22 protein-coding genes and 2 pseudogenes are annotated in these 25,675 nt (G+C 64.2%); 10 read left to right on the plus strand and 14 right to left on the minus strand.

The window, feature by feature from the left end; translation table 11 throughout:
* Window positions 1–12: 12 nt before the first annotated feature.
* Complete coding sequence (locus ACPEE0_RS14640) at window positions 13–303, minus strand: hypothetical protein (protein WP_424574740.1); 291 nt, start codon at window positions 301–303, stop codon at window positions 13–15.
* On the minus strand, window positions 300–1,949 hold the full coding sequence (locus ACPEE0_RS14645) for a hypothetical protein (RefSeq protein ID WP_424574741.1): 1,650 nt from the start codon (window positions 1,947–1,949) through the stop codon (window positions 300–302). The genes ACPEE0_RS14640 and ACPEE0_RS14645 overlap by 4 nt, the downstream gene beginning before the upstream one ends.
* A 684-nt stretch (window positions 1,950–2,633) precedes the next feature.
* Here ACPEE0_RS14645 and ACPEE0_RS14650 point away from each other — a divergent pair.
* Window positions 2,634–3,045, plus strand: a pseudogene (locus tag ACPEE0_RS14650) (thiamine pyrophosphate-binding protein); the annotation flags it as partial.
* On the opposite strand, the gene ACPEE0_RS14655 reads toward ACPEE0_RS14650, so the two are convergent.
* The 6 genes from ACPEE0_RS14655 to hisC form a co-directional block, all read right to left on the minus strand.
* A complete protein-coding gene (locus ACPEE0_RS14655) occupies window positions 3,032–3,646 on the minus strand; it encodes an SIR2 family protein (protein WP_424574742.1) in 615 nt (204 codons plus the stop codon). The pseudogene ACPEE0_RS14650 and the gene ACPEE0_RS14655 overlap by 14 nt on opposite strands.
* Window positions 3,606–4,196, minus strand: a complete 591-nt coding sequence (locus ACPEE0_RS14660) for a hypothetical protein (protein WP_424574743.1) — start codon at window positions 4,194–4,196, stop codon at window positions 3,606–3,608. Before ACPEE0_RS14660 ends, ACPEE0_RS14655 begins: the two co-directional genes overlap by 41 nt.
* 811 nt (window positions 4,197–5,007) lie before the next feature.
* Complete coding sequence (locus ACPEE0_RS14665; RefSeq protein WP_424574744.1) at window positions 5,008–6,057, minus strand: hypothetical protein; 1,050 nt, start codon at window positions 6,055–6,057, stop codon at window positions 5,008–5,010.
* A 394-nt stretch (window positions 6,058–6,451) separates the two neighbouring features.
* A complete protein-coding gene (locus tag ACPEE0_RS14670) occupies window positions 6,452–7,696 on the minus strand; it encodes a HEPN-associated N-terminal domain-containing protein (protein WP_424574745.1) in 1,245 nt (414 codons plus the stop codon).
* A 255-nt stretch (window positions 7,697–7,951) separates the two neighbouring features.
* On the minus strand, window positions 7,952–9,364 hold the full coding sequence (locus ACPEE0_RS14675) for an amino acid permease (RefSeq protein ID WP_424574746.1): 1,413 nt from the start codon (window positions 9,362–9,364) through the stop codon (window positions 7,952–7,954).
* 57 nt (window positions 9,365–9,421) lie between these two features.
* Window positions 9,422–10,519 carry a histidinol-phosphate transaminase gene (hisC, locus tag ACPEE0_RS14680; RefSeq protein ID WP_424574747.1) on the minus strand — a complete coding sequence of 366 codons (1,098 nt, stop codon included), beginning with the start codon at window positions 10,517–10,519 and terminating at the stop codon, window positions 9,422–9,424.
* Window positions 10,520–10,612: 93 nt separating this feature from the next.
* Between hisC and ACPEE0_RS14685 the strand changes: the two genes are divergently transcribed.
* Window positions 10,613–11,116 carry an Lrp/AsnC family transcriptional regulator gene (locus ACPEE0_RS14685; protein WP_009358735.1) on the plus strand — a complete coding sequence of 168 codons (504 nt, stop codon included), beginning with the start codon at window positions 10,613–10,615 and terminating at the stop codon, window positions 11,114–11,116.
* Window positions 11,117–11,235: 119 nt separating this feature from the next.
* Window positions 11,236–12,893, plus strand: a pseudogene (locus ACPEE0_RS14690) (thiamine pyrophosphate-binding protein).
* A 62-nt stretch (window positions 12,894–12,955) separates the two neighbouring features.
* Here the strand turns inward: ACPEE0_RS14690 and ACPEE0_RS14695 are convergent.
* Window positions 12,956–13,303 (minus strand): hypothetical protein, encoded by a 348-nt coding sequence (locus tag ACPEE0_RS14695; protein ID WP_424574748.1) that lies wholly within the window; start codon window positions 13,301–13,303, stop codon window positions 12,956–12,958.
* Between the two features lie 783 nt (window positions 13,304–14,086).
* Between ACPEE0_RS14695 and ACPEE0_RS14700 the strand changes: the two genes are divergently transcribed.
* The 3 genes from ACPEE0_RS14700 (at window position 14,087) to ACPEE0_RS14710 (ending at window position 16,351) form a co-directional block, all read left to right on the plus strand.
* Window positions 14,087–15,001, plus strand: a complete 915-nt coding sequence (locus tag ACPEE0_RS14700) for an Ltp family lipoprotein (protein WP_354176704.1) — start codon at window positions 14,087–14,089, stop codon at window positions 14,999–15,001.
* A 180-nt stretch (window positions 15,002–15,181) separates the two neighbouring features.
* Complete coding sequence (locus ACPEE0_RS14705) at window positions 15,182–15,604, plus strand: hypothetical protein (protein ID WP_152419593.1); 423 nt, start codon at window positions 15,182–15,184, stop codon at window positions 15,602–15,604.
* Window positions 15,605–15,634: 30 nt separating this feature from the next.
* The gene (locus ACPEE0_RS14710; protein WP_009358739.1) at window positions 15,635–16,351 is read left to right on the plus strand and encodes a hypothetical protein; all 717 of its coding nucleotides are present in this window, start codon (window positions 15,635–15,637) and stop codon (window positions 16,349–16,351) included.
* Window positions 16,352–16,682: 331 nt separating this feature from the next.
* Here ACPEE0_RS14710 and ACPEE0_RS14715 read toward each other — a convergent pair whose 3' ends face one another.
* Window positions 16,683–17,066, minus strand: coding sequence for a hypothetical protein (locus tag ACPEE0_RS14715; RefSeq protein WP_424574749.1), 384 nt, complete (start codon window positions 17,064–17,066; stop codon window positions 16,683–16,685).
* Between the two features lie 917 nt (window positions 17,067–17,983).
* A complete protein-coding gene (locus ACPEE0_RS14720) occupies window positions 17,984–18,304 on the minus strand; it encodes a GYD domain-containing protein (RefSeq protein WP_009358741.1) in 321 nt (106 codons plus the stop codon).
* Between the two features lie 221 nt (window positions 18,305–18,525).
* Here ACPEE0_RS14720 and ACPEE0_RS14725 point away from each other — a divergent pair, with 221 nt between their 5' ends.
* Window positions 18,526–20,295: a SulP family inorganic anion transporter gene (locus ACPEE0_RS14725; RefSeq protein ID WP_424574750.1), complete on the plus strand. Its 1,770-nt coding sequence runs from the start codon at window positions 18,526–18,528 to the stop codon at window positions 20,293–20,295.
* 53 nt (window positions 20,296–20,348) lie between these two features.
* Here ACPEE0_RS14725 and ACPEE0_RS14730 read toward each other — a convergent pair whose 3' ends face one another.
* Window positions 20,349–20,735: a hypothetical protein gene (locus tag ACPEE0_RS14730; protein ID WP_424574751.1), complete on the minus strand. Its 387-nt coding sequence runs from the start codon at window positions 20,733–20,735 to the stop codon at window positions 20,349–20,351.
* A 157-nt stretch (window positions 20,736–20,892) separates the two neighbouring features.
* On the opposite strand from ACPEE0_RS14730, the gene ACPEE0_RS14735 reads away from it, so the two are divergent.
* Together ACPEE0_RS14735 and ACPEE0_RS14740 are read left to right on the plus strand one after the other, a co-directional pair.
* Window positions 20,893–22,545 (plus strand): LuxR C-terminal-related transcriptional regulator, encoded by a 1,653-nt coding sequence (locus ACPEE0_RS14735; RefSeq protein ID WP_424574752.1) that lies wholly within the window; start codon window positions 20,893–20,895, stop codon window positions 22,543–22,545.
* Between the two features lie 78 nt (window positions 22,546–22,623).
* Window positions 22,624–23,418 (plus strand): alpha/beta fold hydrolase, encoded by a 795-nt coding sequence (locus ACPEE0_RS14740; RefSeq protein WP_424574753.1) that lies wholly within the window; start codon window positions 22,624–22,626, stop codon window positions 23,416–23,418.
* 23 nt (window positions 23,419–23,441) lie between these two features.
* Here the strand turns inward: ACPEE0_RS14740 and ACPEE0_RS14745 are convergent, their stop codons facing one another.
* Window positions 23,442–24,140, minus strand: a complete 699-nt coding sequence (locus tag ACPEE0_RS14745; RefSeq protein WP_407709113.1) for a DNA alkylation repair protein — start codon at window positions 24,138–24,140, stop codon at window positions 23,442–23,444.
* A 131-nt stretch (window positions 24,141–24,271) separates the two neighbouring features.
* Between ACPEE0_RS14745 and ACPEE0_RS14750 the strand changes: the two genes are divergently transcribed.
* Window positions 24,272–24,754, plus strand: a complete 483-nt coding sequence (locus ACPEE0_RS14750) for a hypothetical protein (RefSeq protein ID WP_407709112.1) — start codon at window positions 24,272–24,274, stop codon at window positions 24,752–24,754.
* Window positions 24,755–24,816: 62 nt separating this feature from the next.
* Here ACPEE0_RS14750 and ACPEE0_RS14755 read toward each other — a convergent pair whose 3' ends face one another.
* Entirely contained in the window at window positions 24,817–25,578 is a 762-nt protein-coding gene (locus ACPEE0_RS14755; protein ID WP_424574754.1) for a DMT family transporter, read from the minus strand.
* Window positions 25,579–25,675: the final 97 nt, after the last annotated feature.

Genomic DNA, 25,675 nt, shown 5'->3' on the forward strand with positions numbered 1-25,675 from the left:
GATCCCCTAGTTCTAGCCATTCTTTACCCCCAGTCGGTACTGCGCGCCGTGTCCGAGCTTCACCCGGATGCGCAGCTGCTCATCCTTTTCTAGGACGATATCCTCCAATACCGATTCCCGAGCTGATATCGGGACCAACCCGTTGTCGGTCTTCGCCGCGGCCTCGTCGATCGCGATTTTGAAGTCTTCACGGTTCGCCGCACCCATGGCCATCAATTCGAGGTCACCGGTAACGTCCTCCAAGGCGGTGAGGACGATGGTGCTATATCCGTCGAGTCCGTCGACGAAGCTCCTGAATTTCACGGACCTTGCCGGAATGCGACTGCGGCCATCTCCGGCGGTTGCCGGCACGGTTCCGTCGCCGCTGCCGCCTTGGCCGGGACCTGTCGCACCGCCACCTGTCCCGCCGCCCCCGGTGGGATCATTGCGGCTGGGAGCCCCACCCGCTGCCCCGCTATCCTCACCTTCAGGGCTGCCTTGCCGGACGACGGGCAAGCTGACGGCTCCCTGAGTTCGCCAGTCCAGGGGCCGTATTTTTCAGGCCGTCCCAACCTAACGGGTGTTTCCTTGTCCACCCCGGCCTGCTGCGACCGTCGCGGCCCACTTCCATTGGCCCCCTCGCTTGAGGTGCCGAGGTCTATGGGCAGGAACTTAGCGAGTCCCTTGATGGTGGCCGTCTGTCCCAGCTTCTGAGGGATGATGCGCTGGAGTTCCTCCCTAATGAAACGCTTGATCTCGTCAACCGCCGGCTTGTTTGACCGGGGCCCTTGGTGGTTCCACTTGTCGTGCGTGGGCGGTTCGATGTCGCGGAGGAGCTTGTTGCCCTTCTCGTCCTCGCAAATGAACACGGCGGCGTAGGGAACATGGATGGCATGGGGAAGAGGTTGAACTTTCATCAGAGGCTTTCGCATGACCTGCGTCCCGAGCTTCTTCTCCAGTGTTTCGTCCACGTGCACGAAGAGCTGACATTCGCCGGTGTGCTTGAGCGTCTTGATGATGGGAGAGGATTCGGTTATTGCGCGGAAGAAGGGTCGGGTTGTGCGGACCAGTTCCTCATCGCTGTCGATGGTGGGTCCGAGGGTGTTCTGATCGAGGGTCCATTTTCCGCTCTCAGTGCGGCCCTTCACGATGAGCCGTCCGCGGTGGATGGCCACCAAGAAATTTTCAACGGCGGCGCGCTTGACGTCTACCAAGCCAGCGGACCTGCCCGCCTCGCGGTAATCGAAGATGTACACGTCCGTGCCGTCCTTGGTCCGCACGGGGAAGTCGCCGAGAGGCTCAGGGTTGCGCAGGTACTCGAAGTCATCGTCACGGCTAAGCAGGGTGAAATAACCCGTACCCAGTCGCCACTCCCCTTCGCCGTCCACGAAACTGGCAAGACGGCTCATGGCCGCGTAGACGACGTCGGGATCACCCTCCCGCTTGGAAACGTAAGCTACTGTCCGCATGCGCGATGCGAGAGGTCCTACGGCGGAACCGATACCGAAGGACCCTCCGCGGTCCCCATCGTTGGAGGAAGCACCGGTGCTCCGAGTCAAGGTGCTCAAGGGGCGGTGAGGGTCGTTCTTGGACTCGCTTCCCGTCAGCCCCTTGGTGCCGGAGTCCCCCACACGCAGCACTGGGACAATCTCCTGGCGTGCTGCCCCAAGGGCCTCCGACAAGTACTTCTTCCCCTGCAGGTCTTGGCTCGCTTCCAAAGCTTGAGCGGCGGATACGCGCAATCCAGCGATGCCGGGGATTTCATCGGTCCTCATCTCCCGCAGATCGAACTCGACAATGACCGTCTCTTGTGACTCGGAGCGGGCATCCATAGAGTTCTGAATGATTTCCCTCGTCAGAGACTGCTCAAGGTCCTTATTAGTGAAGTACTCCCCCGACGGGTCGTTCGGTCCTTGGTAGCCTGCCCTGCCAGCCAGCTCGAAGTAGAAACCGTAGTCGTCCACTGCCATTTAAAACTCGATCCTCCGCCGACTGGCGGTTCTGCCCAGAAACTTGGGCTCGTCATCCTTTTCACCAGCGCTGTCATGCTGCTCGTTTATTTCAGGAATGAGAACTTCCTCTTGAACGCATCCATGAGCTGTTGTTGACATGGATTTTCCCCCCAAACCCCGGCGATGCTTCCTCGAACTCTGTTGCTGCATCTCGGGACTACTAAAATGAACGTTATGCCCCACAACGCTCCCTAGTAGAGCGTTCGCCAAGAACCCACGACGAAAGGTGGTAAGTACCGATAAGGACGCCTCCGTCCTAATTGCCACCAATTACACTGCGAAATTGCCTTGTTGATGGTTATCCTATCCCTCCCTGAAAGCAAGTCGTCCCTCACAAAAGCTTTGCAGGGGAAGCAGCTGTACGTCTGGCCATGCCTCAGCCGGACAAAAATAATAAGGTCGAGCTTAGTTCTGCAATTCCGGCCAGCCCCTTCGGGCCACAAATGCTTTGTGGAACTTGATCGATCCTTGCGCTTGTCTTGATCCAGCTCGCAACAGCTGCGAAAGATCGCTCCTTAAGCGAAGTTGGGCAGCTGCAACACAAGTGTGCGTTTTGGCAAATTCTCCTATTCTCTAGCTGCCAAAAGTCCCGCCGCACTTCCATGTGTTGCTGGTCCCCACACCGGGCCGCAGGATTCCTGCATGACTTCACTTACCGTCTCCGGCCGCGTGGCACAGGTTATCAGCAGCTATGTCAGCGACGTCTGCGGCGTCATGGGCAACGGAAACGTTAACTTCCTGGACGCCGCGGAGCAGCAGGGCCTGCGCTTCACCGCCGTCCGGCACGAGGGCGCCGCCACCGCCGCGGCCGACGCCTACTACCGCACCTTGGGACGGCTCGCCGCAGGCACCACCACCTACGGCCCCGGCTACACCAACGCCTCACAGCGCTCACCGAGGCCGTCCAGGCGCAGATCCCGTCGTGCTGGTCACCGGCGACGCCCCCACCAGCGGCGCCCGACCCTGGGACGTGGACCAGGCAGCCATCGCCGCCGGCCTCGGCGCGGCCACACTTCATTCCAGTGGCGACCGGGCGAGATCTACGGAGCGGCAGGAACGGACGCAGGTATAAAGTTCTGCCAGTCGAGGGAGTCCTTCATGTCGTTCGCGCCGCCGCGGTTGATGGTGAGCCACGGTGACGAATCCCCATCTTCTGCTCCCCATCCGAACGCACGCTCGACCTCGTGATCGCTGGGCTGATCCCCGTAGGTCACAACTAAGACGGTTGGCTTGTCAGTCCTGTTGGAAAATTCCTTACGCAGCATGTCGTTGACGCAAATGTCCCGAAACGAGTATCCAACTACCAACCAATGAGATGATGCCTGTAGCCCCTGTTCGAAGGCTTCATATGCAACATTGAAGGGGAACTGCGTTACGTGCGCAGACTTGTCGCGTTGGTTGGCAAGAACCACCACAGGCCGCACATCTGTCCTTCCTTCCCTGACCGCTCCCCACTGATCAAAGTAGGCGAGGTTTGCCGTATCGATTTTGGCGAACACGGTTCTTTCCATGTTCGACCAATACGTTAATGACCCATGCAGGTGCAGGAGTCGAACTCGACGATTGGGGAAGTCAGACGTCGAGGTTCGAAGCGCGGGCACAGACATCTCCCGGTCATCGGCTGTGATGGTGCACGTCTTGTATCCGTGCCCCATGTCGGCGATTTCGCTTTTTTTTGAGCTTCGCCAGCAGTGCCGACAGTAGGAGGGTGTCGTAGTTGAGATTGCCAAAAGCGATCTTTCCTGTGAAGGCTGTGGTTATCGACTCAACAAAATCGTGTAATTGCGGGGTTCCTTCGCTCCAGCCCTGCGATCTTTCAAAGATCACTTCCAAGACATGACTGAGGCCTTGATCACGTACTTGCTCGGCGAACTCGCTCACCTGTTTGATCGCTGTCCTCAAGTCCTCGTCCTGAGGGGAAACCAACGAAGCAAGTTCGTGGAGATAGGACAGTGTCCGGCTTTCAGCGCCAAAAGCACCAACGAGTATTTCAAAATCACCATCGCTGGTCGCTCCCGCCGGAAGGGCGCGCTCAGCGATTTCCTTCATTGCCGCAACCACGTCCGAACCGTCACTGGTTGCATCACCGATTCGGTCGACCAACTCCTGCGTAATTGTCCGCAAATTAAGCCTCGGATTTACAGCTACGCTAAGCCCATTTCCGACCAGAACTGCTGCGTTTACTTTTCCCCCATTGGCGTCCATCGCCGTCCTTCCATCTGCCTTGTGCAATTGGACTCTACAGCCCACCAACAGCGCACTAACATTCGCCGGCGGGGGGACGGGTGATGTTTAACGGCAATTGAGTAGTTCGCTGCCGTCCAAGGGGGACTATTGCGCACGGTCCAGCAAGCCCACTACCCCCTGAAGTAAGGCACATGACAACGACCTACCCGCCGCACCCAATGGCGCGACGCCCGCTTCGCCGCGGCCTGTCGAGCCCTCGCAGCCGCCGACCGTTTCTTCGTTCTGGCGCTCCACGAGACACCACCGGATACCCGCTCCCTGCTCCCTTACCGCCTCGCCTGCCCTGGGCAGCTACGCCCACAGCAATCATGTGAGGGACCGGGCCTACGCGGCGTTTGACGCCGAGTAACCCAAGCCTGCGCCGGGCCCTGCCCGCTAGGCTGGAGCACCCCCCGCGAGCGCCGCGCGCCTGCGCCCACCCGCCGCGTCCTCATCCGCGACCCAGAAGTCGAGGGCCGCGTCAGTTTCGCTGCCAAGCTCTACCGCGTAGAGGCAGCGGCGGAAGCCAGGGGCAAGGACGTTGTGAAGCCCGCCCCCGAGTCGGCACCGGCACCGCCGACCCCGGCCGCGGCCGCTGCTCTCTCCCGCGCCGTCGTCGCCTGCGCCCGAGACTGCGAAAGGGCCCGCTCGGCGTGACCGCCAAACGTTGTCGAAGACTAGGCGGGTCGTGAGGACAGCAACGAGTCCCGGGTCGCCCGATAGGTAGGGCAGCTCGGGCCTCCAGCTGATGTCTTAGCCCTGCGCGCGTCTGATTAATAGAGCGGACGGCCTAATGTTCACGAAGAACAGGAACTTGGGCAGGTTTCTTATCTGCGTGAAGGGCTCGGGCCACTGAAATCGCGGAGACAATGTTGCTTTCGTCGTTGTCCCACCGCTTACCTATGATGTGTTCCTCCCAGTCGAGAGACCAAAGTCGATGCGCCTCAATAAGGTAGTGCTCACGCCCTTTGGGGAACATCCCATCCTCAGTGATGTACCAGCCATCCACGTACTCGATGATGTCGTGGACGTTCTCGGCACCCATGCGCAGCTTCTGGTGCCGCAATCGCGAGGCGTATTCCAGGGATTCAGAGATAGCTACTATATTGCGCGTCGGGTCGAACGTCATGACGCCCTGATACGCCCCCAACTTCTGGACGGCTTTGAGTAGCTGCTTGTAGAAGCTAACCGCGTCCTCGCCTTCGTCCCAGTAGTACCCGTCAAGGTGCTTACCACCGGCATCCTCAATGTTGACCATGAACCCGTCGTCGACCAATTCGAAGCGGTAATGAAGACCAGTTTCCCAAATAGGTGAGCGCAACCCAAGGTCGCTAATCAGCCCTGTCTCCTGACCGTGGCGGAGAACCCGCAGCAAACTCAACCGGTCGCCTCGCTCCGCAAGGTCGGCGTAGAAGCGGTGTTCCTTATCGGCTTCAGCGACCTGCTCCGACATCAGCTCGTCACGGATCGTTTCTATGTTGGACAGCTTTACGTCGTTGACTGCGAAGGCATTATTCAGAATCTCGACGTCTGCTTTGGCCGCCCGGGATTCCCGAGAGGCGGTCTGGGCTTCTGTCACAGCTTCTTGGGCCTTTGTCTCTGCCGCCTCAGTCCTCTTGTTTACACTCTTCTTCCAGTCAGAAAATGAGTGACCGATAAAGGCCGCTGGAATTATGAACAACGAGGTGACACCTACGTTTGTCAAGGTGTTGTTCCACCAACCCTGCCCGGCCTCGTTCAGTAACCAAGCGCCGGCAAGTATCGGAATGCCGATTAAGCCTGTCCAGCCCCATCGCGGCAAAATAGGAGCACTTTCGTCCTGTTTCCCGTCATCTTTCATCTTGTACCCCCACTAACTTGCGTTGAAATTGCTAGACGTATCCGCCCAGTCCTTTTTGCACCAAGCAATTCTATGCGGCGAGGCACATGCCCCCGCGCGAACTTCCTCACCCTCGGTTCACCCCTCGTGCGAAAGGACCCTCACTTTTCAGGGCGGAGTTCTTGTCGAAGGGCCTCCCGTGTGTCGCCGCACCAAGAGACTCGATGCATGAGGGACGCCGTGCTCAGCATGGCTCGCGGAAGACGCGTACAACTGTGCGTTCCGGGGGCCGGGCCACGAGTCACCGCAATAATGCCGAAGCTCCCTGCCCTAGCTCCTGGGCGTCGACTGTAACGCCCTAACTCATGCGGCCCCGAGGCCAGCGCCCGAGTTGTCCACTTGTCGGCCTTCCAAGTCAGGAAGATCTGACGTCATTCGCTCTCGGCTTCCAGGCTAGGTCTGCTTCAAACAAGGCGCAGTTCAGAAGCCTCATCTGGAGCCTCTTCGGCTCCTCCAGGTCTTCAGGCGTTAGGCAGTCGCTGCTCGATACATCCAACACGACGCACTGGCCGCCCTTGTGGGCGGCAGACGGATATCGTATGCCGTGGACTTTCTCGCGCCCCCAATGTATGCGGAGCAGGTATTCGGTCATCACCTGCGTGGGGACATAGTCCACTTGGTCGCGACCCTTTTGTATGGGCTCTGAGATCTTTTCGACAAACGACTTCAGAAAGGAAATCTTCCACATTTGGTGTCGTCGGTCCTGGTCGAAAGGACTAGGCATCGGAGGGATGGCCGTCAGGTCCACCACCGAAAACCCTTTGTTCGAGGCGAACTTTCCCACCGCCGCCGCACGATTCTCAGTCCTCACGCTTACTTCATCCAGCGCAACATCCTCGGACTCGCCGGCATAAAACATTGGGATTCCAGCTGGGCTCATCCGATTGCCTTGAAGCGATATGTGCGAGGGAGGCGTTCCTAAACCTTTCGCGTCCGACGGTGCTTGGCTATCCGGGGCGAATGTCCTGGCCCGAAAGAAGGCGTGGCCCTGCTCGTAGACCTTGAATAAGCCGAGTTCATTGATCATGTTGCCCACATGGTGCAGGGCGCTTCCTGGACTGATATCCCAAGGTGTCTGCTGCTCGGCGCCCTCCGGGCTGGACTCGAGCCAGAACACAAATCTTGTATCGTGCTTGATTGCTGAACAGAATTGCAGCCACGCCTGGTCAAGTAGAACTTGTGGTCCGTAGTCAGGGTCGTCACGATCAACCCAATCCTTGGGGTCCATGCATGCCCTGAGTTCCCCGATAATTTTGTCGCTTACGTTGTCGTCGAAGCAGTCATAGTAGTCTTCCAAAAGGTCCCAAGTGTCCCAAGTCTTTGCTCCTACGAAGCCACCCTCCGACGATACATATGAGACAGAGTTCAAGGCGTCGTCATAGAGGAAGTTGAGACCGTCCACGAACGCATCCGTAAGAGCATCGAACGGAGCGGAAAGCTCACGCTCACAGGAGGAGCAGCGACCCTCACCCTCTGTTTCCTGTGCCCTTACCGCTTCTTTCAGCGCGTAGTCGATTACACACTCAGCACAGATTCTCGCGTCACTATACGACCATCCGCGTTCCATACGCGCTTCCCATTCCCTCTTCGCTCCACCCATACGGTGATGGTACCCAGAGGGACCTAAGCGGACACGCCGCGCCGCGCTCTCCGAGCGTGGCACTCCATTGCTGCTGAGCCCTCCAAGCTGGGAAACACGGAACGGAAATCAGGGCTGCGAGCTGGCCCCAGCACCTGGTCCGGGAAGGCAGAAATTTGGGGCAGGCAGCGTATCACTAGTTGCAAGAGGCGCGCCCGGCCAAAGCAGGACGCGCCCTTTTTGCGCAACGAAGCTGCGAGCTGGACTAATGCCTGTTCAGTCGACGAGAACCGGGGACTTGGCAACGTCGGCAGATTCAGAAACCGGCGCAGTACCCCGCCGACGGTGATTCACCCAGCACCCCACTGCAAGAACCGCTACAAGCCCAAACGTACTCAGGAGCTGCGGACGGGAATCCTCGCCAATGAAGCCCACCGTGAAGATCGCGGCGAGGATAACCAGACCGACCACAGTGAGCCACGGGAACCCGGGCATCCGCAGGGGAAGCTCCGTCACCTCGCGGTCGGCGCGGAGGCGCAGCGCCAGCTGGGCCAGGAGCGCGGACGTCCACACCAGCAGGCAGGTGGAACCCACGATGTTGAGCAGGACGCCCAGCACCATCTCTGGGAAGGCCATCTCCAAGACCACCGTGACAACGCCGAACGCGACGCTGGCCAGGACCGCCACCACCGGAACCCGGGCCTTGGACACGGAGGCCAGAACACGAGGTGCCTCCCCGCGCTCGGCCAGGGAGAATGCCATCCGGGAAGCGCCGTAGAGGTTGGCGTTGAGCGCGGAGAGCAGCGCCGCCACGGCCACCAGGGTAATGGCGGTACCGGCGCCGGGCATGCCAGCGGCGTCGAGCACCGCCGCGAACGGGCTCTTCAGCCCCTCCGAACCCACGGGAACCACGGCAGCGATCACGAAGATGGCGCCGATGTAGAACACGAGGATCCGCCACAGCACGGTCCGGACGGCCTTCTTCACACTGCGGGCCGGCTCGGCAGTTTCGGCTGCCGCCACGGACACAATCTCCGTGCCGCCGAACGCGAACGCCACCACGAACAGCGCCGTCGCAATCCCGGCGAAACCGCTCGGCGCGAAACCCTCGCCCATAAAGTTGGCCAGGCCCGGCGACTGCACGCCCGGCACCAAGCCGAACAGCAGCGCAAAGCCCACCAGCAGGAACCCGACGATCGCAACGACCTTGAGCAGGGCGAACCAGAACTCGAACTCGCCGAAGTTCTTCACGCTGGTGAGGTTCACGGCCGTGAGCACCACGATGAACACGAAGGCCATCAGCCACACCGGCAGCGCCGGGAAGATGGTAGCCAGCAGGCCTGCCGCGCCGAGCGCCTCGGCAGCGATGACCACCACCAGCTGCAGCCACCAGAGCCAGCCGACGGTGGCGCCGGCCACCGGCCCGTAGGCCTTGGCGGTGTAGACGGAGAAGGCGCCGCTGTCCGGGTTGGCGGCGGCCATCTCGCCGAGGGCCCACATCACCAGGATGATGAGGGTGCCGGCCACGAGGTAGGAGATCAGCACCGCCGGGCCGGCGGCCTGGATGCCGGCGCCGGAGCCGATGAACAGGCCCGCGCCGATGGCGCTGCCCAGGCCCATCATGGTGAGCTGCCTGGGCTTGAGGGCCGCGCCGAGGGCGCGGGTAGACGTCTTTGTCTGTTGTTCCATGGGGATTCCTCTAGTTAGTAGGTGGAACGGGGTTGGGGATTTAGGGTCAGTCAGTTGTCAGGCCGCGTGGGCTGCGAGGAGCCGGAGGACGCGGTCGTTGGAGGCGGGGTCGGCAACGGTGATCCGCACGCCGTCGCCCTGGTACGCGCGGACCAGGATGCCGGCGGCGTCGAACGCGTCCACCAGCCGTGCCCGGAGGTCCTCGTCGGCGCGGATCCACAGGAAGTTGCCCTGGCTCGGCTGCAGCTTCCAGCCCTGGGTCTCCAGCTGCGCGGCCATCCGGGCGCGCTCCTGCTTCACCAGGGAAACCCGCGCTTCCATCTCCTCCCCCGCGTCCAGCGACGCGACGGCGGCCTTCTGGGCGAGCGCGCTCACGGCGAAGGGAAGGGCGGTGCGGCGCAGGCCCTCGGCGATGGCCGCCGTCGTAATGGCATACCCGACGCGCAGGCCGGCGAGCCCGTAGGCCTTGGAGAAGGTGCGCAGGATGCAGACGTTCGGGTACCGGCGGTAGAGCGCCAGGGAGTCGGGGCCGCTGCCGGCATCGGCGTATTCCACGTAGGCCTCGTCGATCACCACCAGGACCCTGGACGGCACGGCCTGCAGAAAGGCCTCGACGCGGTCATGGCCGATCGGCACGCCGGTGGGGTTGTTGGGGGTGCAGAGCAGGATCACCTTGGTGCGGTCCGTGACGGCCGCGGCCATCGCGTCCAGGTCGTGGCCCTCCGCCTCGTCAAGCGGGATGCGGACAGGCCGGGCGCCGGCCAGCTCCACCAGGATGGGGTACGCCTCGAAGGAGCGCCACGCGAAGACCACCTCGTCCCCGGCGTCGCACAGCCCGGTGATGATCTGCTGGAGGACGCCCACGCTGCCGGGCCCCACCGCGACCTCCCCCGCGCTGACGCCCAGATGCCGGGCGAGCCGTTCGCGGAGTTCGACGGCGGCGCTGTCCGGGTAGCGGTTCATGGTGCCGGCCGCGGCGGCCACCGCAGTGATGGCTGCGGGCAGCGGCTCGTAGTGGCTTTCGTTGCTGGCGAGGGCAGCGATGTCCGCGCCGGCACCCCGGCGGCCGGGGACGTAGGACGGAAGCCCGGCCACAGCGCCGCGAAGGGTGGGCAGCGCGGTGTCCGGCCGGGTTAGGAGTTGTTCAGGGGTCATGGTCACCGATCATGGTTGTGACCCGGCCCACATAGCAAGATACTCTTTTGTGCTTGGGACTTCTGCTCAACTTCTAGTAGCTCTGGTGAAAATATGACCATCACGAACCCGCGCACCCTCGATTCGCTCGACGGCAGGATCATCCTGGCCCTCGACAAGGATCCCGAAGCCAGCGCCCTGGCACTTTCCCGGACACTCGGCGTCGCGCGCAACACCGTCCATGCCCGGCTGGCGCGGCTGGAGCGCAGCGGCGCACTCCGCTCCTTCAGTCGGCGGCTGGACCCCGCCGCGCTCGGCTACGAGCTCATGGCCTTCCTCTCCCTGGAAATCAGCCAGACGCGGTTCGGCTCGGTGGAAAGCGGCCTCGCAGCGATCCCGGAAGTCATCGAGGTGCACGCCACCACCGGCGACGCCGACCTCATGGCCAAGGTGGTGGCCCGCGGCACCGCCGACCTCTACCGCATCACCAATCAGATCCTGGAGATCGACGGGATCCAGCGGACCAGCACCGCCATCTCCGTCATGGAACTCATGCCGCCCCGGTACGACGGGCTCATCAGCCGCCTGTCCGAGCAGGAAGGCCGCCCTTCCGAGTAATAGCAGGTGATGCAGGCCACAAGTGGGCAGATTGTCACTTCTTCCTGCTTTTGCTGCCAGAAGTCCCAGCAAAATTTGTGGGTGTTGCCGATCCGAAAGCAGACGCGCACGATTCCTGCATGACTTCACTTACCGTCTCCGGCCGCGTGGCCCAGGTTCTCAGCAGCTATGTCAGCGACGTCTTCGGCGTCATGGGCAACGGCAACGCCTACTTCCTGGACGCCGCGGAGCAGCTGGGCCTGCGCTTCTCCCCGTCCGGCACGAGGGCGCCGCCATTGCCGCGGCCGACGCCTACTACCGGGCCTCGGGACGGCTCGCCGCGGGCACCACCACCTACGGCCCCGGCTACACCAACGCGCTCACCGCCCTGGCCGAGGCCGTCCAGGCGCAGATCCCGGTGGTGCTGGTCACCGGCGACGCCCCCACCAGCGGCGCCCGGCCCTGGGACGTGGACCAGGCCGCCATCGCCGCCGGCCTCGGCGCGGCCACCTTCACCGTAACCCGCGACGCCGCCGGCGCCGTTACCCGGCAGGCGGTGGAGTACGCACTCACCCGGCGCACCGCCGTCGTGCTTGCCATCCCGTACGACCTCGCCGCGCTCGAGGCCGGGGACGAGGACCTTCCGGCGCCGTCCGCATCCCAGGCGACGCACGACGGCGGCATCGGCCTTGGGCAGGTGGCCCGCCTGCTCGCCGGGGCCCGGCGGCCGCTGATCCTCGCCGGCCGCGGCGCGCACCTCGCCGGCGCCGGCCCGGAACTCCGCGAACTCGCCGACCGGCTCGGCGCACTGACCGCCGGAACCGCCTTGGCGCTCAACCTCCTCAATGGCGAGGGGTACCTGGGCGTCGCCGGCGGTTTCGGCACTGACACCGCGGCCGGGCTCATGGGCGAGGCCGACGTCGTCCTGGTGGCCGGGGCGAGCCTGAGCCCGTTCACCCTGCGGTTCGGGCACCTGCTCGGCCCGGACGCCACAGTCATCCAGATCGACACCGCCCTGCAGCCGACCAACCCGCGGGTGGACCTGTTCGCCAGCGCGGACGTGAAGGCGGCAACGGGACGTCTGCTCGAGCTGCTGGACGCCCCGTCTTCGGGTGCCGCCTGGCGTGCGGAAGCCCGCCGCCGCCTCGCCGAAGGCCCGGCCCACCACCCCGGTTCCGAGGTGGCCGAGGACGGACGGCTGGACCCGCGCGCACTCGCCATCGCGCTGGACGCCGTGCTTCCGGAGCGCCGCACGGTTATCCAGGACGGCGGGCACTTCATCGGCTGGGCACCCATGTACTGGAACATCCCGCGGCCTCAGGACCTGGTGATGGTGGGGACCGCGTTCCAGTCCATCGGGCTGGGCCTCGCCAGCGCCGTCGGGGCGGCCCGTGCACTGGAGGACGGCCGCACCCTGGTGCTCGCCTCGGGCGACGGCGGGTTCCTGATGGGCCTGGCCGACCTCGAGTCGCTGATCGGCGCGGCCAGCAGCGCGATTGTGGTGATCTACAACGACGCGGCCTACGGGGCAGAGATCCACCAGTACGGCTCGCAAGGTCTGGCCAAGAAGCCGATGCTGATCCCGGAGGTGGACTTCAGCGGCGTTGCCCGGGCTTTGGGTGCCGAGTCCGCGGTCATCCGGTCCTTGTCCGACCTTTCTGCTTTGCAGGACTGGATCGATGCCGGAGCCAAAGGCACGTTCGTGGCCGACTGCCGGATCACGTCTAGCGTTCGGGCGCCGTGGCTAACGGAGTGGATGGCGGCCTCCCAGGCGGCGAAGGCTGCGGTGGCGGGGTAGTCGTTCCCGGAGAGCCAGACCCCGGCCTGACTCAAAGCCATGCGGCGGCGCCTTCACTGCGGCTACGGGGCCCGGACCCGTCCGGATCTATAACCCACCAGAGCCCCCCCGTGAGTTGAGACGTTGTGGCACTTCACCTCGCCAGGCCCCTCGTGCGCGTAGAAGTAGAGCGGATGCCCGTTGTAGGTGACCTGGGTGGTGCCGTCCCGCCGCTCCGTCGTCCCCAGCAGCGCTGAGTCGACCTCACCGCTGGCGGCCGGCGCTCCGTCGGTCAGCACGGGTGGCCATGCTTCAGCGCAGTCGTCGTAACACTCCGGCGTGCTGCTCTCCTCAATCTCCCAGATATAGATGGCCTGGTTTTTGGCATCGAAGAGCATCTGGCCGAAGTCGCTCGGGGCTGTGGTGATCATGGTGCCCGGCTCCGGCGCGCTGGATGGCAGACTCGGCGGGAGTTGCGGGCTCTCCGGGGGTTGCGGGCTCTCCGGTGCCGTAGTGCTCGCACTCGGAGCCGGGGTAACTTCCGGGGCCTCGCTCGAAGTGCTGCCTGCGCAAGACGATACAACGAGTGCGAGGACCACCGCAGCCGCCGCTCGCAGTCCGGGTCTGGACACGATGTGCTCCTATCGGCAGGAGCGGGCGCCCCGGCCACGTCTTCGGGGTTGGTGATGATCGGATGGTGAGGCAGTGCGGTTCAATCATCTCAGCCTTCTGTCGAAATCGGCAGGCGGACGAATTGAATCACTTGCTGCCATGTGGCCCGGACCCCGGCTGTTGCGCCGTTCCGGAGACGCAGGCTTCGGTGGCGTCGAGGTGGCTCGTGATCGCGGTCATCACCTCGTGCATGTCGGGGTATGGGAACGTGTGTCCCACGCCTTTGAGCCACAGGCCGCAGGCGGACGGGATGGCGGCGGCGAGCCAGCGGCCGACCTGTTAATACTCACAGGAATCTGCAAAGAGGATCAAGTGACCATCAGGATTTCCCCAGCTTTCCGTCAAGTAGCTTGTTACTGGTTTTTTTTCGAAACATAATTGAGGGCACTTACAACGCTATTGGGGGAAGCGAAGATGCTTTTTTATGGGCTGAAATTGCGGTCCGCACTGCATGCTGCATTTCCTACCATGCGCGTCCATCACCGCACCCACCCTGCACATTCGTAACGCAGGTCGGTCAGGTGTCCAATGAAAGGACTCTCATGAGCCAGCACCCCTACAGTGCTCCCTATCCGCCAACATACGGCTACGCTCCGCCGCAGACGAGCAGCAAGTCATTTCTAACAACATGGCTGCTGTCGCTGATCCTTGGCGTCTTCGGGGTGGACCGGTTCTATCTGGGCAAGGTGGGGACCGGCATCCTGAAACTGGTCACCTTCGGCGGCTTGGGGATCTGGGCTCTGGTTGACCTGATCCTGGTGCTCAGCAATAGGATGCGGGACAAAAATGGCCTCCCGCTGACAGGCTATGACAAGCACAAGAAGGTGGCTCTGATCGTCACAGGCGCTTTCGTCCTGCTGAGCATCATCATCAATTCGACTCGGGCCGGCGCCACAACAGAAACTGCGCCGACGAGTTCCGGGCCGAAGGTAGCGGCTGTTGGTCCGACTTCAACGGCTACACCAACGCCCACTAAAGATCCCGCTCTTGCCGCCGCCGAGGCAGAAGCTTCAGCCAAAGCCAAAGCAGAGGCCGATGCTGCCGCCAAGGCGAAGGCTGACGCCGACGCAGCTGCCAAAGCTGAAGCGGACGCGGCGGCAAAAGCCAAAGCGGAAGCAGACGCAGCCGCTAAGGCTGCAGCGGAAGCTGAAGCCGCAGCCAAGAGGGGGACTCTCAGCCAGCAGAACGCCCTGCGGGCAGCCGCTGACTACCTCGACTACACTGCGTTCTCCCGCACGGGCCTGATCGAACAACTGGAGTACGAGAAGTACTCGCTCGATGATGCAACGTGGGCCGTTGACCGTGTGACCGTCGACTGGAATGTGCAAGCAGCTAAAGCAGCAAAGCAGTACCTCGAATACACCTCGTTCTCGCGCTCCGGTCTCGTCGATCAGCTGCTTTACGAGGGATACACGCCGGAGCAGGCCGAGTACGGCGTGAGCACAACCGGGCTCTAAGAATCCCGCTCAATTCCAGGAGTGTCGCCATCGACGCGCATACGCTCCTGGGCTGGCTCGCCGCATGCTCGCAAGCTGAGCTGAGGGCTACCATCGCAGCCGGCGCACAAATCCACCATACGGACTTCAGTCGCGAATGGTGACCGGAAAACAAGGCAAGAACTTCCCAGGGGGGACAAATTGAAGACTAACAAAGCGGCAATTGCAGGAGCCTTTTTGTGTTTGACAATGTCGGGCTGTGCCGGAGGAACCACTGAAGCAACCCCCGCCGTGACGCACACTGTTACGCAGACAGTGACGGCAACAGCCACAGTTACGGCGACTGCAACTGTTACAGCCGAACCTGTTGCGCCAGTGGCCGCTGCTGCGCCCACCGCGGCTGCGATCATCCCTGCAACCGCGGTTATCCCTGCCAATGTCGTGGGGATGAATGCTGAAGCACTTGACGATGAACTCTCGCTGCTCGGCTTCAAGAAAGTCATTTACAACTCCGACACCGGAAAGACGGTTTTGCTTCTTAGTAACTGGACAGTCACGGGGATTGATAACGCGGGAGCGGAACAAGCCGTTGATAAGGCGGTTGTGGTTCACGTGACCAAGTAGTGGTGGCCAGATAGTCACCAAGGGAAACTCATGAGCAACGGTTACAACCTCGCCGACGGCACACCACGTTACGGCCGTCGCACAGGTCCTGGCCAAAATCAGCAGCCGACAGCGGTCGCTCCCCGTGTTGAAGAGGCGGCGATCGGTGCAGCACAGCTTGGCTTAGACACTTTGGCAGCTGCCATCGATCGCCGCCTGAGCAGCTCTTGGGCGGACGCGCAGGACCCAGCCTTGATGGCACTGCGGAACGAAAATCCGGAGGAACTTGCCGCCGCCCGTGCGCTCGTCAAGCTCCATCTGGGGTCCCAGCGTGAATGGAGATTCAAAGCGCAAGCCATCCGGGACAAACGGTTGGCCGGAATGATGGCAAGGCGTAAAGCCTCAGGTCGTGCCTTGGAAGTCCTGGCTCTCCGTCTAGGGCTCATGGCAGCGCTATTCGCACCACCCGCATTTGTTCTGGCTACAGACCAGGACAACCTGCTGAAGCTCCTGGTCGTCGGTGTTATTTGCGTTGTGGCCGCCCTGATGGGTGGCCACTTCCTGACCGTCCGTGCTCGGGTGCCCGTCATGCCGGTCATTCGAGGTCCCTGGCTCAACGAACTCAGAGAAGACATCATCAACGCAACCTTGGTTGCCGTTCTGCAAAACAAGGGGATGCACATGGATCCGGAGACGGCTGCAGCGGGCCGACGTGGGTGGGAAAGCATCCAGGCAGCGGAAGAGGCTACAAGTCGGTTGTATTGTTGAGCGCTTGGCAGTCCAGTGCGAACCAGGACGGCAGCGGCTTGGGTATTCACACCGCTACCAGGTCAGGGACATTCGTCATCGATCGATCAAGCAACAGCATCCCCTGGTGCGTTCAAACACCACATCACTGAACGTCCGAAGCAAGGAAGAGCCCCGGCACATATCTCGTGCCAGGGCTCTTCCTTGCCCGACTTGCAGCGGAACCTTCTGTGCTCCCCGTGGCCAGCCCCAAACTGCCAGGGGGTTCCCAACATTCGGAGCGGACCAGACGGCTCGTCGCGTCTCTGCAGCACGGGGACATGCCAATCAACCAGATGACCCGGAAGCTTTTCTAGGGAGTTAGCGCTTCAATTTTTTCGACTCGAAACGCCGGAACAGTGGTGTTCCCGCCAATTTGCGTGTCATAGCTGATGGACCCCAGAGAAGTCGCCGTAATCCTAACTTGGTCCTCATCAACAAATTCCTTCAGGGCAGCGCAACCGGCCCGCCCGCCTTCTCCGGTAAAGATCGCATTCTCGTCATATTCCCAGGAATTCTCCATCCTCTGATGTGAGACATTGGCGCGGAAGATACAGTTACCCGTAGCTGCATCAAACTGGGTGATATTCGCATAGATGACCACCGTTTTTCCTGCCTGATCGTCAGGGCTTTTTACGATCATAGCTAGGTCACGCTCCGTGAGTTCAGCAGCAGAATCAACCTGCTCCTGGGACACAGGGTCAATGTTCTTTGAAGAAAGCTGACTCCCCCCAGACTGAGAACCGGCCATAGACAGGACTATTGTGCAGCCTACGAAGAGAACGAGCACAAGCAGTAGTGGAATCACAACCCACCGTGCCCGCCCTCTTTTCCTCGGCTGAACAGCACCCTGAATGACACCGTAAGCAGGAGCATCTGGTGGCCTTACAGTGGTTCCTCCGGTGCCTGGTTGGTCATCGACCGAAAGTTGCCAACCCTCGGGCACCGGTCCCCAGCTAGGGTCAGGCGCCCAACCGGGAGGAGGTTCCCAATTAGCTGGTGGCTTGGGCCAATTTGGCGGTGGGTTGAAGCGTTTTCTCATGGGACATCCTCGGGAACTATAGCAATTTATCCGAATGTACCTTGAAGAGGCTTCTATTGTGTATAACGAATTCGCCTCTTAGATAATCTTGGCGTAGTCCGCTAATCAAGTCACAGGTGAGGGCCTGCGAATTGCTTCCGGCTACTGGACCGTCGGAATAAGCAGCGGTTCGTTCTTCCTTGACCTCCGCCCCGTTCCCGCCGTCGTTCGTCGCGAACACAGGAATGCCCTGGCACATAAAGTCGGGTCAGGGCATTTCTGTCCGCTGAGTAGCGGTCCTACGCGTACTCGCTAGCCGACGCCCCGGAAGAGCAGGGCCTCGGTAAACGTCCGACTGTACACGTCGGTGGCGGTGTGCTTGCCGATGGCGAGGTTGGCGGGCAGCTGCAGCCGTCTCAGGTGAATCATGCTGTCAGCCAGGCTGCTGCCATTGACGGATGGCCTCAACCGGCTGGCCGCCGTTGATCTGTACCAACGGGAAGCCTGTTCTGCGCCGGGCCTTATAAAGGTGCGTTGTTAGTGGCAATCCCTGCCGCACCCGGTGGGCCTGTCGCTCAAGGTTCCAAACTCCCCTACTGCCCCGGCGCCCGGTAGGACGGCGTCTTCTTCGCGGCTTCATCAATGTCCTCCACGCTCAGGAGCGGCTTCAGTCGGACGTTGACGTTCCCCGTCGAATTGATCAGCAGCGACAGTGCTGCAGCACTTGCATCATCCGGCGCCTCAAAAACGCCGAGGACGTCGTAGTAGCCGAATGCGTAGTAGAAGCACTCCAGCGTTCCTCCCACAGACTTCAGCGCCTCCACCAGCGCATCGCGCCGCTTGGTGCCGCCTTCCTGCATGAGCCCCTTGATGCCCTGGCCCACGTATGTCGCCTCAAACAGATACTTCGGCATGGTCTTTCCTTCCCTGGATCCCTAACCCGGTTTCTGTAGCCGTCCGGAAAGTACCCGCGGAGCCCGGGCACGTGTGAAGCAGGATGGCGTCCGCGCAGAATCCTCCTCACCTGGCTCCGTTGCCATGCAGGAGCGGCCCAGATCCGGCCCCTAATCGCGTAGAAACAGGGCAACTGGCCCTGTTACCGGAGAAGGTATTCCTCCGGCTGCGGGCAGTCAATATGCCGGTACACCAAATCGCCGCCTTCGCGCCGCGGCTGATGGCGGGTCAGGGCAGGATGGGCCATGATCTGAACATGCGCCGTTCCGGTCTGTCCCGATCCTGGTGGATCCCGCCGTCCCTTCGCGGGTACAAAACTGAGTGGCTGCGGCACGACCTGGTGGCAGGCGCCGCGCTCTTCGCGGTCCTGGTCCCCGCGGGCATGGCCTACGCCCAGGCCGCCGGCCTCCCGCCGGTCACCGGCCTCTACGCCACCATCGTTCCGCTGATTGTCTACGCTGCCGTGGGGCCCTCGCGGGTGCTGGTGCTGGGCCCGGATTCGGCCCTCGCCCCCATGATCGTTGCCGCCCTGCTGCCCTTGGCCGCGGCCGACGAACAGAGATCCGTGGCGCTCGCGGGCCTGCTGGCTATCCTGATCGGGGCCATCATGCTGGTCGGCTCGGTGCTGCGGCTGGGCATCGTCACGGGCCTGCTGTCCAAGCCCATCCGGCTGGGCTACCTCAACGGCATCGCCCTGCTGGTGGTGGCCTCCCAGGTTCCCACGCTCCTGGGAATCTCCGTTGAAGGAGAATCGCCCTGGGACAAGCTCTTCGCCGCGGTGCCGAAGGTGCTCGCCGGCGAAACGAACATGACGGCGCTGTTGCTGGGGCTGGCTTCCCTGGCGCTCATCCTGGTGCCGCGGTGGCTGAAGTGGAAGGTCCCCGGGGTGCTGATCGCCGTCGTCGTGTCCTGCCTCGCCGTGGCCCTGCTGGGGCTCCGCGACGACGTCAAGGTCACCGGCGCCCTCCCGCAGGGGCTGCCGGCGCCGGCCCTCGGCGGGATCGGCTGGGCCGACGTGCTGGCGCTGCTGCCCGCCGCCGCGGGCATCGCCCTGATCGTCTTCGTTGACACCGGAACCTTGTCCCAGTCCCTGGCCGCTGCCCGGAACGGCAAGGTCTCCGGCAACCATGAGATGGCGGCCCTGGGCGCGGCGAACGCGGCCAGCGGCCTGCTGGGCGGCTTCCCCGTCTCGGCCAGCACGTCCCGCACGCCGGTGGCGGTGGAGTCGGGGTCGAAATCCCAGCTCACGGGCGTTGTGGGCGCCGTCCTGGTGCTCGGCTTCATGCTCGCGGCGCCCGGGGTCACCGAGTTCCTTCCGTCCACCACCTTGGCCGCCATCGTCATCGCCGCAGCCGCGGGAATCGCCGACCCCGCCGGGGTGCGCCGGCTGCTCGGCATGAGCCGCAGCGAATCGCTGGTGATGCTCGCGGCATTCCTGGGGGTCGCCATCCTGGGCGTCCTCCCGGGCATCGTGGTCGCCGTCGGCCTGGCCATCCTGGACTTCCTGCGGCGGGCCTGGGACCCCTACCGGGCCGAACTGGTGGACGTGCCCGGCATGCCCGGCTACCATGACGTGACCCGGCACCCCGACGGCGAGCGCGTCCCCGGCCTGCTGATCCTGCGCTTCGACGCACCGCTGTTCTTCGGCAACGGCGCGCTGCTGGGGTCCTTCGTGCGCAACGCAATGGACGAGGCCCCGCCCGGCACCGAACGCGTGGTACTGGCCGCCGAGCCGGTCACCAACATCGACACCACCGCCCTGGACGAGCTGATCCAGCTGGACGAGTGGCTGGAACGGCACGGCGTGGACCTGGTGTTCGCGGAAATGAAGGGCCCGGTCAAGGACAGGCTGCTGCGGTACGGGATGGGCGCACGCTTCTCCCCCGAACACTTCTACCCCACCACCAGCGAGGCGGTGCGGGCGTTCCAGCGGGAGGAGCGGGAGGCGTAGCCGCCGCACCCAAGGCGAGGGCCGCCGTCGTACATCACGACGGCGGCATCCCTTCACCCAACAGGCGAGCCGACCCGGAGAACCCCGGCCACATGCCGCGGGAACTGGTCAAGGGCCTCGCCCGCCTCCCGGTACCACTGCGACAGGACCGCCGGCGGCTGGCCCAGGACCGTTGCGTTGCTGAACGATTCGAGCCAGGACCCGGACCGTGCCAGGTGCTCGCTGATCACGGCCATGTGGTTGGTCATGGACTCCGCATCGGCATGGACCTGAAGGCAGGTGATCTGTCGGCCCGGTTCATCGGCGAAGAACTGGAACACGAGCATCCTGGGCTTCCGGTTTTCCACCAGGCGCGCCACTCCGCGGCAAGCCTCAAGAGCTTCATCGAAGTGCCCGTCGCGCACGGTATAGGTGCTCAAGTAGACAAACGGCTCGTACATGATGGCCTCCTGAACCATGTGATCCGCACTCTGTGGATCACTTTCAGGATCCCGCCGGCGCGGGAGGCAAACATCGGCAGGTCCCGCCACCTTCCGCGACCGCCACTGGGTAGTTATGCCCAGTCCAACGATGCATAGTGGTGATCAGGAGGTTGACGTGGCCGACGACGTAAATCACCTCACGCGGGCCCGGGCGTTCCACAAGGCGTCCGCGTGGCGTCAGGCATGCGACGAGTTCCGCGCCGCCGGCGGGCCCACGGGCCTTGATATTGAAGATGTTGAATGCTTCGCCGAGTGCGCCCAGATCGCAGGGCTGCGGGACGATGCGATCGCCGCGCTGATGCATTCCTTCGAGGCGCGGGCGGCGAGGGGCCAGGTCCGTCCGGCGGTGGCCTCTGCCTTCTGGCTGTGGGAGGCGTACAACCTCAACGGCGAGTTCGCCCAGGCCAACGGCTGGATGGCACGGGCCCGTGAGCTCGGCCCGGACGACGCGGGCAAGGAACCCGGCTGGCTGCTCATCACCACGGCCTACGCCCGGATCGCAACAGGCGCTACTGACGAGGCTCTGGGGCTCCTCGGCCGCGCCCGCGAGGGGGCCGCAGCAGTGCACGACGGCGACCAGCTCGCCTTCGCGACGCTCCTCACCGGCCGCGCCCTGGTCCGCTCCGGCCGCCTTCCGGAGGGGCTGGACTGCCTCGACGACGCGATGCTCCGCGTCCTGGCAGGAGAGACGACCCCGCGGACCACCAGCCTGCTCTTCTGCGCAGCGATCGGCACCTGCCAGGTGGAGGCCCGCGACCTCTCACGGGTCCGGGAATGGAGCGCTGCCCTCGGATCCTGGCTCGATACTGTCCCTCCATTCGGCGGGCCCTTCTACGGTAACTGCCTGACCTACCGGGCCGCGCACCTCCGCCTGGCAGGCCAGTGGACGGATGCCATCACGCAGCTGGAGGAGGCCTGCCGGGGCCTGGCTGAGGGGGCAGGTGCCCGCCTCATCGGCCATCCGCGTTACGAGCTCGGTGAGTCGCACCGCCTGCTCGGCAACTTCGCCGAAGCAGAGGCCGCCTACCGGGCTGCGGCATTCGCCGGCGGCCCGACACAGCCGGGGCTGGCCCTGCTCAGGCTCTGCCTGGGAGACGTGCCCGCCGCGGCAGCGGGCATCCGGCGCGCGCTCGGCGAATCCGTGGGGCCGAGCGCTCGGGTGGAGCTGCTGCCTGCGGCAGTGACCGTCCTCCTCGCGGCGGGGGCAGGCGCGGAAGCCGTGGCCGCGGCAGCCGAGCTCGGAAGCCTGGCCGGGCATTTCAATTCCGACAGCGTGCGTGCCGCCCACGCCCGGGCCCGTGGCGAGCTGGCTCTGGCCAACGATGAGTGGCCGACGGCGCTTCCCGAGCTCCGGCGGGCCGCCGGACTATGGCGGGACCTTGACGTCCCCTACGAGACGGCGCGCTGCTCGGTGCTCCTGGCCACGGCGTACCGGGGTGTGGGGGACGACGAGGCGGCGGACCTTGAGCTCGAATCGGCGCGCGCGGTTTTCACGCGCCTCGGCGCCCGTCCCGACCAGCAGGTGGTCGACGGAATGCTCCTGCGCCCCGGCAGTCCGTCACAGCACGGCCTCTCGCCTCGCGAGGTCCAGGTGCTCGGGCTGATCGTCCATGGCCTGACCAATCGGGCAATCGGGGCGGAGCTGTTCCTCAGCGAACGGACCGTCCAGCGCCACGTCAGCAACATCTTCGACAAGCTCGGTGTGAACTCCCGGACGCAGGCGGCAACGCATGCCATCGAAACCGGGATTATCAGCAGCGCCCCGTGACCGCGAAGGCTGTCCCGGTTCCGGTTGCCCTGGCCATTGAAGGACGCCGCAGCTCAAGTCACGGCGTACGCTGATGCCATGGAGTCCCAGGTCCGGAACCTGTCCCTGCGCACGGGCATCACGGTGCCGTGCCTGATCCAGGGTGGCGCGGAGGCCAAGCCGCTGCTCCTGCTGCACGCCTGGGGCGAATCCCGCCGCTGCTTCGACCGCCTGCTGCCCGGGCTGGCGGGCTTCCGGACCTACGCGCCGGACCTCCGCGGGCAGGGCGAGGCGGACAAACCCGAGGACGGCTACTCGCTGGCGGAGCAGGCCGAGGACGCCGCCGCCATCCTGGACGCCGTGGGCGTGGATGCCGCGTTCGTCCTCGGGTCCTCCAGCGGCGGCTATGTTGGCCAGCAGCTGGCCGCGGCGCATCCCGGGCGGGTGGCCGGGCTGGTCCTGGTGGGATCATCGCTGAGTCTGCAGGGCCGGCCGGCCTTCGCCGACGAGGTGGACCAGCTGACAGACCCCATCGACGAGGACTGGGTCCGGGGGTCGCTTTCCTGGTTCACGATGCACCAGCCCGTTCCCGCCTGGTACCTGGAGGATCGGGTACGGGACGGCGTCCGGATGCCTGCCCACGCGTGGAAGAAGATCCTGGCCGGTCTGACGTCAGCGGCCCCGCCCACGGAAGCCGGTGCCGTCCGGGCGCCCACGCTGATCATCTACGGCGGCCGGGACGACCTGCTGCCGCTGCAGGACCAGGAGGTCCTGGCGGCCCGGATTCCGGGCGCCGTACTGAAGGTCTATCCCGACGCCGGGCACCTGGTCCTGTGGGAGCACCCCGACCGGGTGGCCGCGGACGCCACGGCGTTCCTGCGCGCGCTTGGGTGACCGCGGCACGGGCAAGAGCCCCCTTACTCCCCCTTGCGCCGCACCATCTCCCCGATCCACGCGGGCGCGAACGGCGACGTGCAGCCTGGCGGCGTCGGATAGTCCTTGAGCACCTCCAGCCGCTCCCCAATGGCGAGCGCACGCTCCCGGTGCTCGGCGTGCTCGATCCCGATCTGCGCCAGGCACGTGTTCATCGCCCACTGCAACCGGTCCGGGGCGTCCTTCATCTCCGCCTCGATGGTGTCCAGCAGGCCCGGCAGGTCCAGGCCCTCGGGCTTCTTCACGACCCTGTCAGACGTCAGTGCCCAGCCCCCGCTGGCCACCACCGGGTCCGGGTCGGCCAGCCACGCGACGCGCAGTTCCTCGGCGTGCGGGCTCTTCTTCACCACGTAGTTCACCAGCCAGTCCTGCACCTTGGGGGCGCCCGCCTGCCGCAGCATTACGTCCAGCTCGTCCCGCCCAAACGCCTTGGGTTTGCAGATGAGCAGTGCCAGCAGCCGCGCCGCGGTATCGCCCGTCCCCCACAGCGTTACCGCGAGGTCCTGCTGCGTCTTCAGCCGCTTGGCCACCGCGCGCAGCTGGCTGAGGTTCACGCCGTGGTCGTCGCCGTGCCTCTCGTTCACCGCGCGCATCTTCGCGTCCTCGAGCCCGGCCAGTTCAGCCAGCACCTCGTCCAGCTGCGTGTCCGCCGTCGTTTCCGCCACGTCTGCCTCCCCATCCATTACGGTCCGGATTTCAGCGTACGACGGCGGCGCCCGGCTTGCGGCACGCGGCCGAAAGATCTCTCTTGACAGCCCCACGGCCAGGGAGTCTTATGCCAGTACCTGCGTCCATCCGAAAGAAGGCGGTGGCCATGGCCGCCATCCAAAATCCTCCCGCGAACCAGTCCCGCCTCCGGACGGGAGCCGCCCTCATGACGCTGGGCGGGCTGGCCTTCGTGGGGTACGCCGCGGTGTTCCTGGTACTCAATTTCGCCGGCGCCTTCCTTGAACTGGGCATCGGCCCGGAGCAGGTGGACAAGGGGAAAGCGGAGATCGAGGCGTTCAGCCCGCAGCTGTCGCACTACATCAGCCATATCCATATCGCCCTTGCCGGCTTTATCGCGGCGACCGGCCTGGCCATCGCCGGCCTCTCCTGGTACGGCGTGCGCCGGGGAGAACGGTGGGCGTTCGCGACCGCTGTTGCCGTCCCGGTCGTCGGGCTCGCCGTCGCCCTTCCCGCGCACTATCCGTGGGGCCTGGCCACGCTCGGGCACCTGGGTCCGGTCTACCTCGCCGTCCTGGTCTTCCTGGCAGGGGTGGCGGTGGCCTACAGCGGCATTCGAAGCCCGCGGTGACACGCTGATTTGCGGCTGGCACGGTGGGAGATGGAATCGAACCTTCCCCGCAGACGTCGCCCTCAATGGCCATCGGACCGGTCAGTGTCGGAATTCTGCCCCTCTGGCGGCGGCGTTCTTCCCGGGCGCAGCGCGCCGACATACACACCCGCAAGGACCAGCAGACCGCCGAGCACCAGGTTGGTGGTGACCGGTTCATCGTCGAGCCATGCGGAGAGCAGGACGGTTACGAACGGGATGATGACGAACCCGTACGCAGCCCGCGTGGCCGGCCAGGACTGGAGGACCACGAGGTAGAGCAGGAACACCACAACCGACCCGATGACCACCAGGTAGCCCAATGCCAGCCACGTCTCGATACGTTGCGGGATCACCAGCGGGTCGCCTGCGGCCATGGCGGCGGTGAGCAGGACGGCTGCTCCTGAGGTCATGCCCACTGCGTTCATGGTCACCGGGTGCGCCCCCGGGAACCGGCGCACGAGCACCAGGGCCTGCGCGAAGCAGAACGCGCCACCCACGACGGCGAGGACAGAGGTCAGGGGCACGTCACGCTGCAGGGAATCACGTGACATCAGGGCTACCCCCGCGAGCGCGAGCAGAGTGCCGATGACTGCCGCGGCGCGGACGCGCTCCTGCCGCCAGAGGACCGCAAGCAGCAGCGTGGCGAGCGGCACAATCGCGAGCAAGGTCTGGGCGAGGCCGGCCTGCACGCGGACCAGGCCGTAGTAGATCAGGGCGAACGACAGGCCGAAGTTGAACAGGCCGTACAACATGGAACCGGCCAGCGCCCGTCCGCGCGGCAGCGCCAGCCTGAGCACCGCCATGACAGTTAGGAGTATTGCAGCGGCAAGCGCGAACCGCAGGCCGGCCCCCCCACAATGGCTCGAGCTCGCGGTTGCTGAAGCGGATGCCAATGGCGTT

Origin of the sequence: Arthrobacter sp. SD76 (assembly GCF_049726125.1) — a bacterium.
Taxonomy (GTDB): domain Bacteria; phylum Actinomycetota; class Actinomycetes; order Actinomycetales; family Micrococcaceae; genus Arthrobacter; species Arthrobacter nitrophenolicus.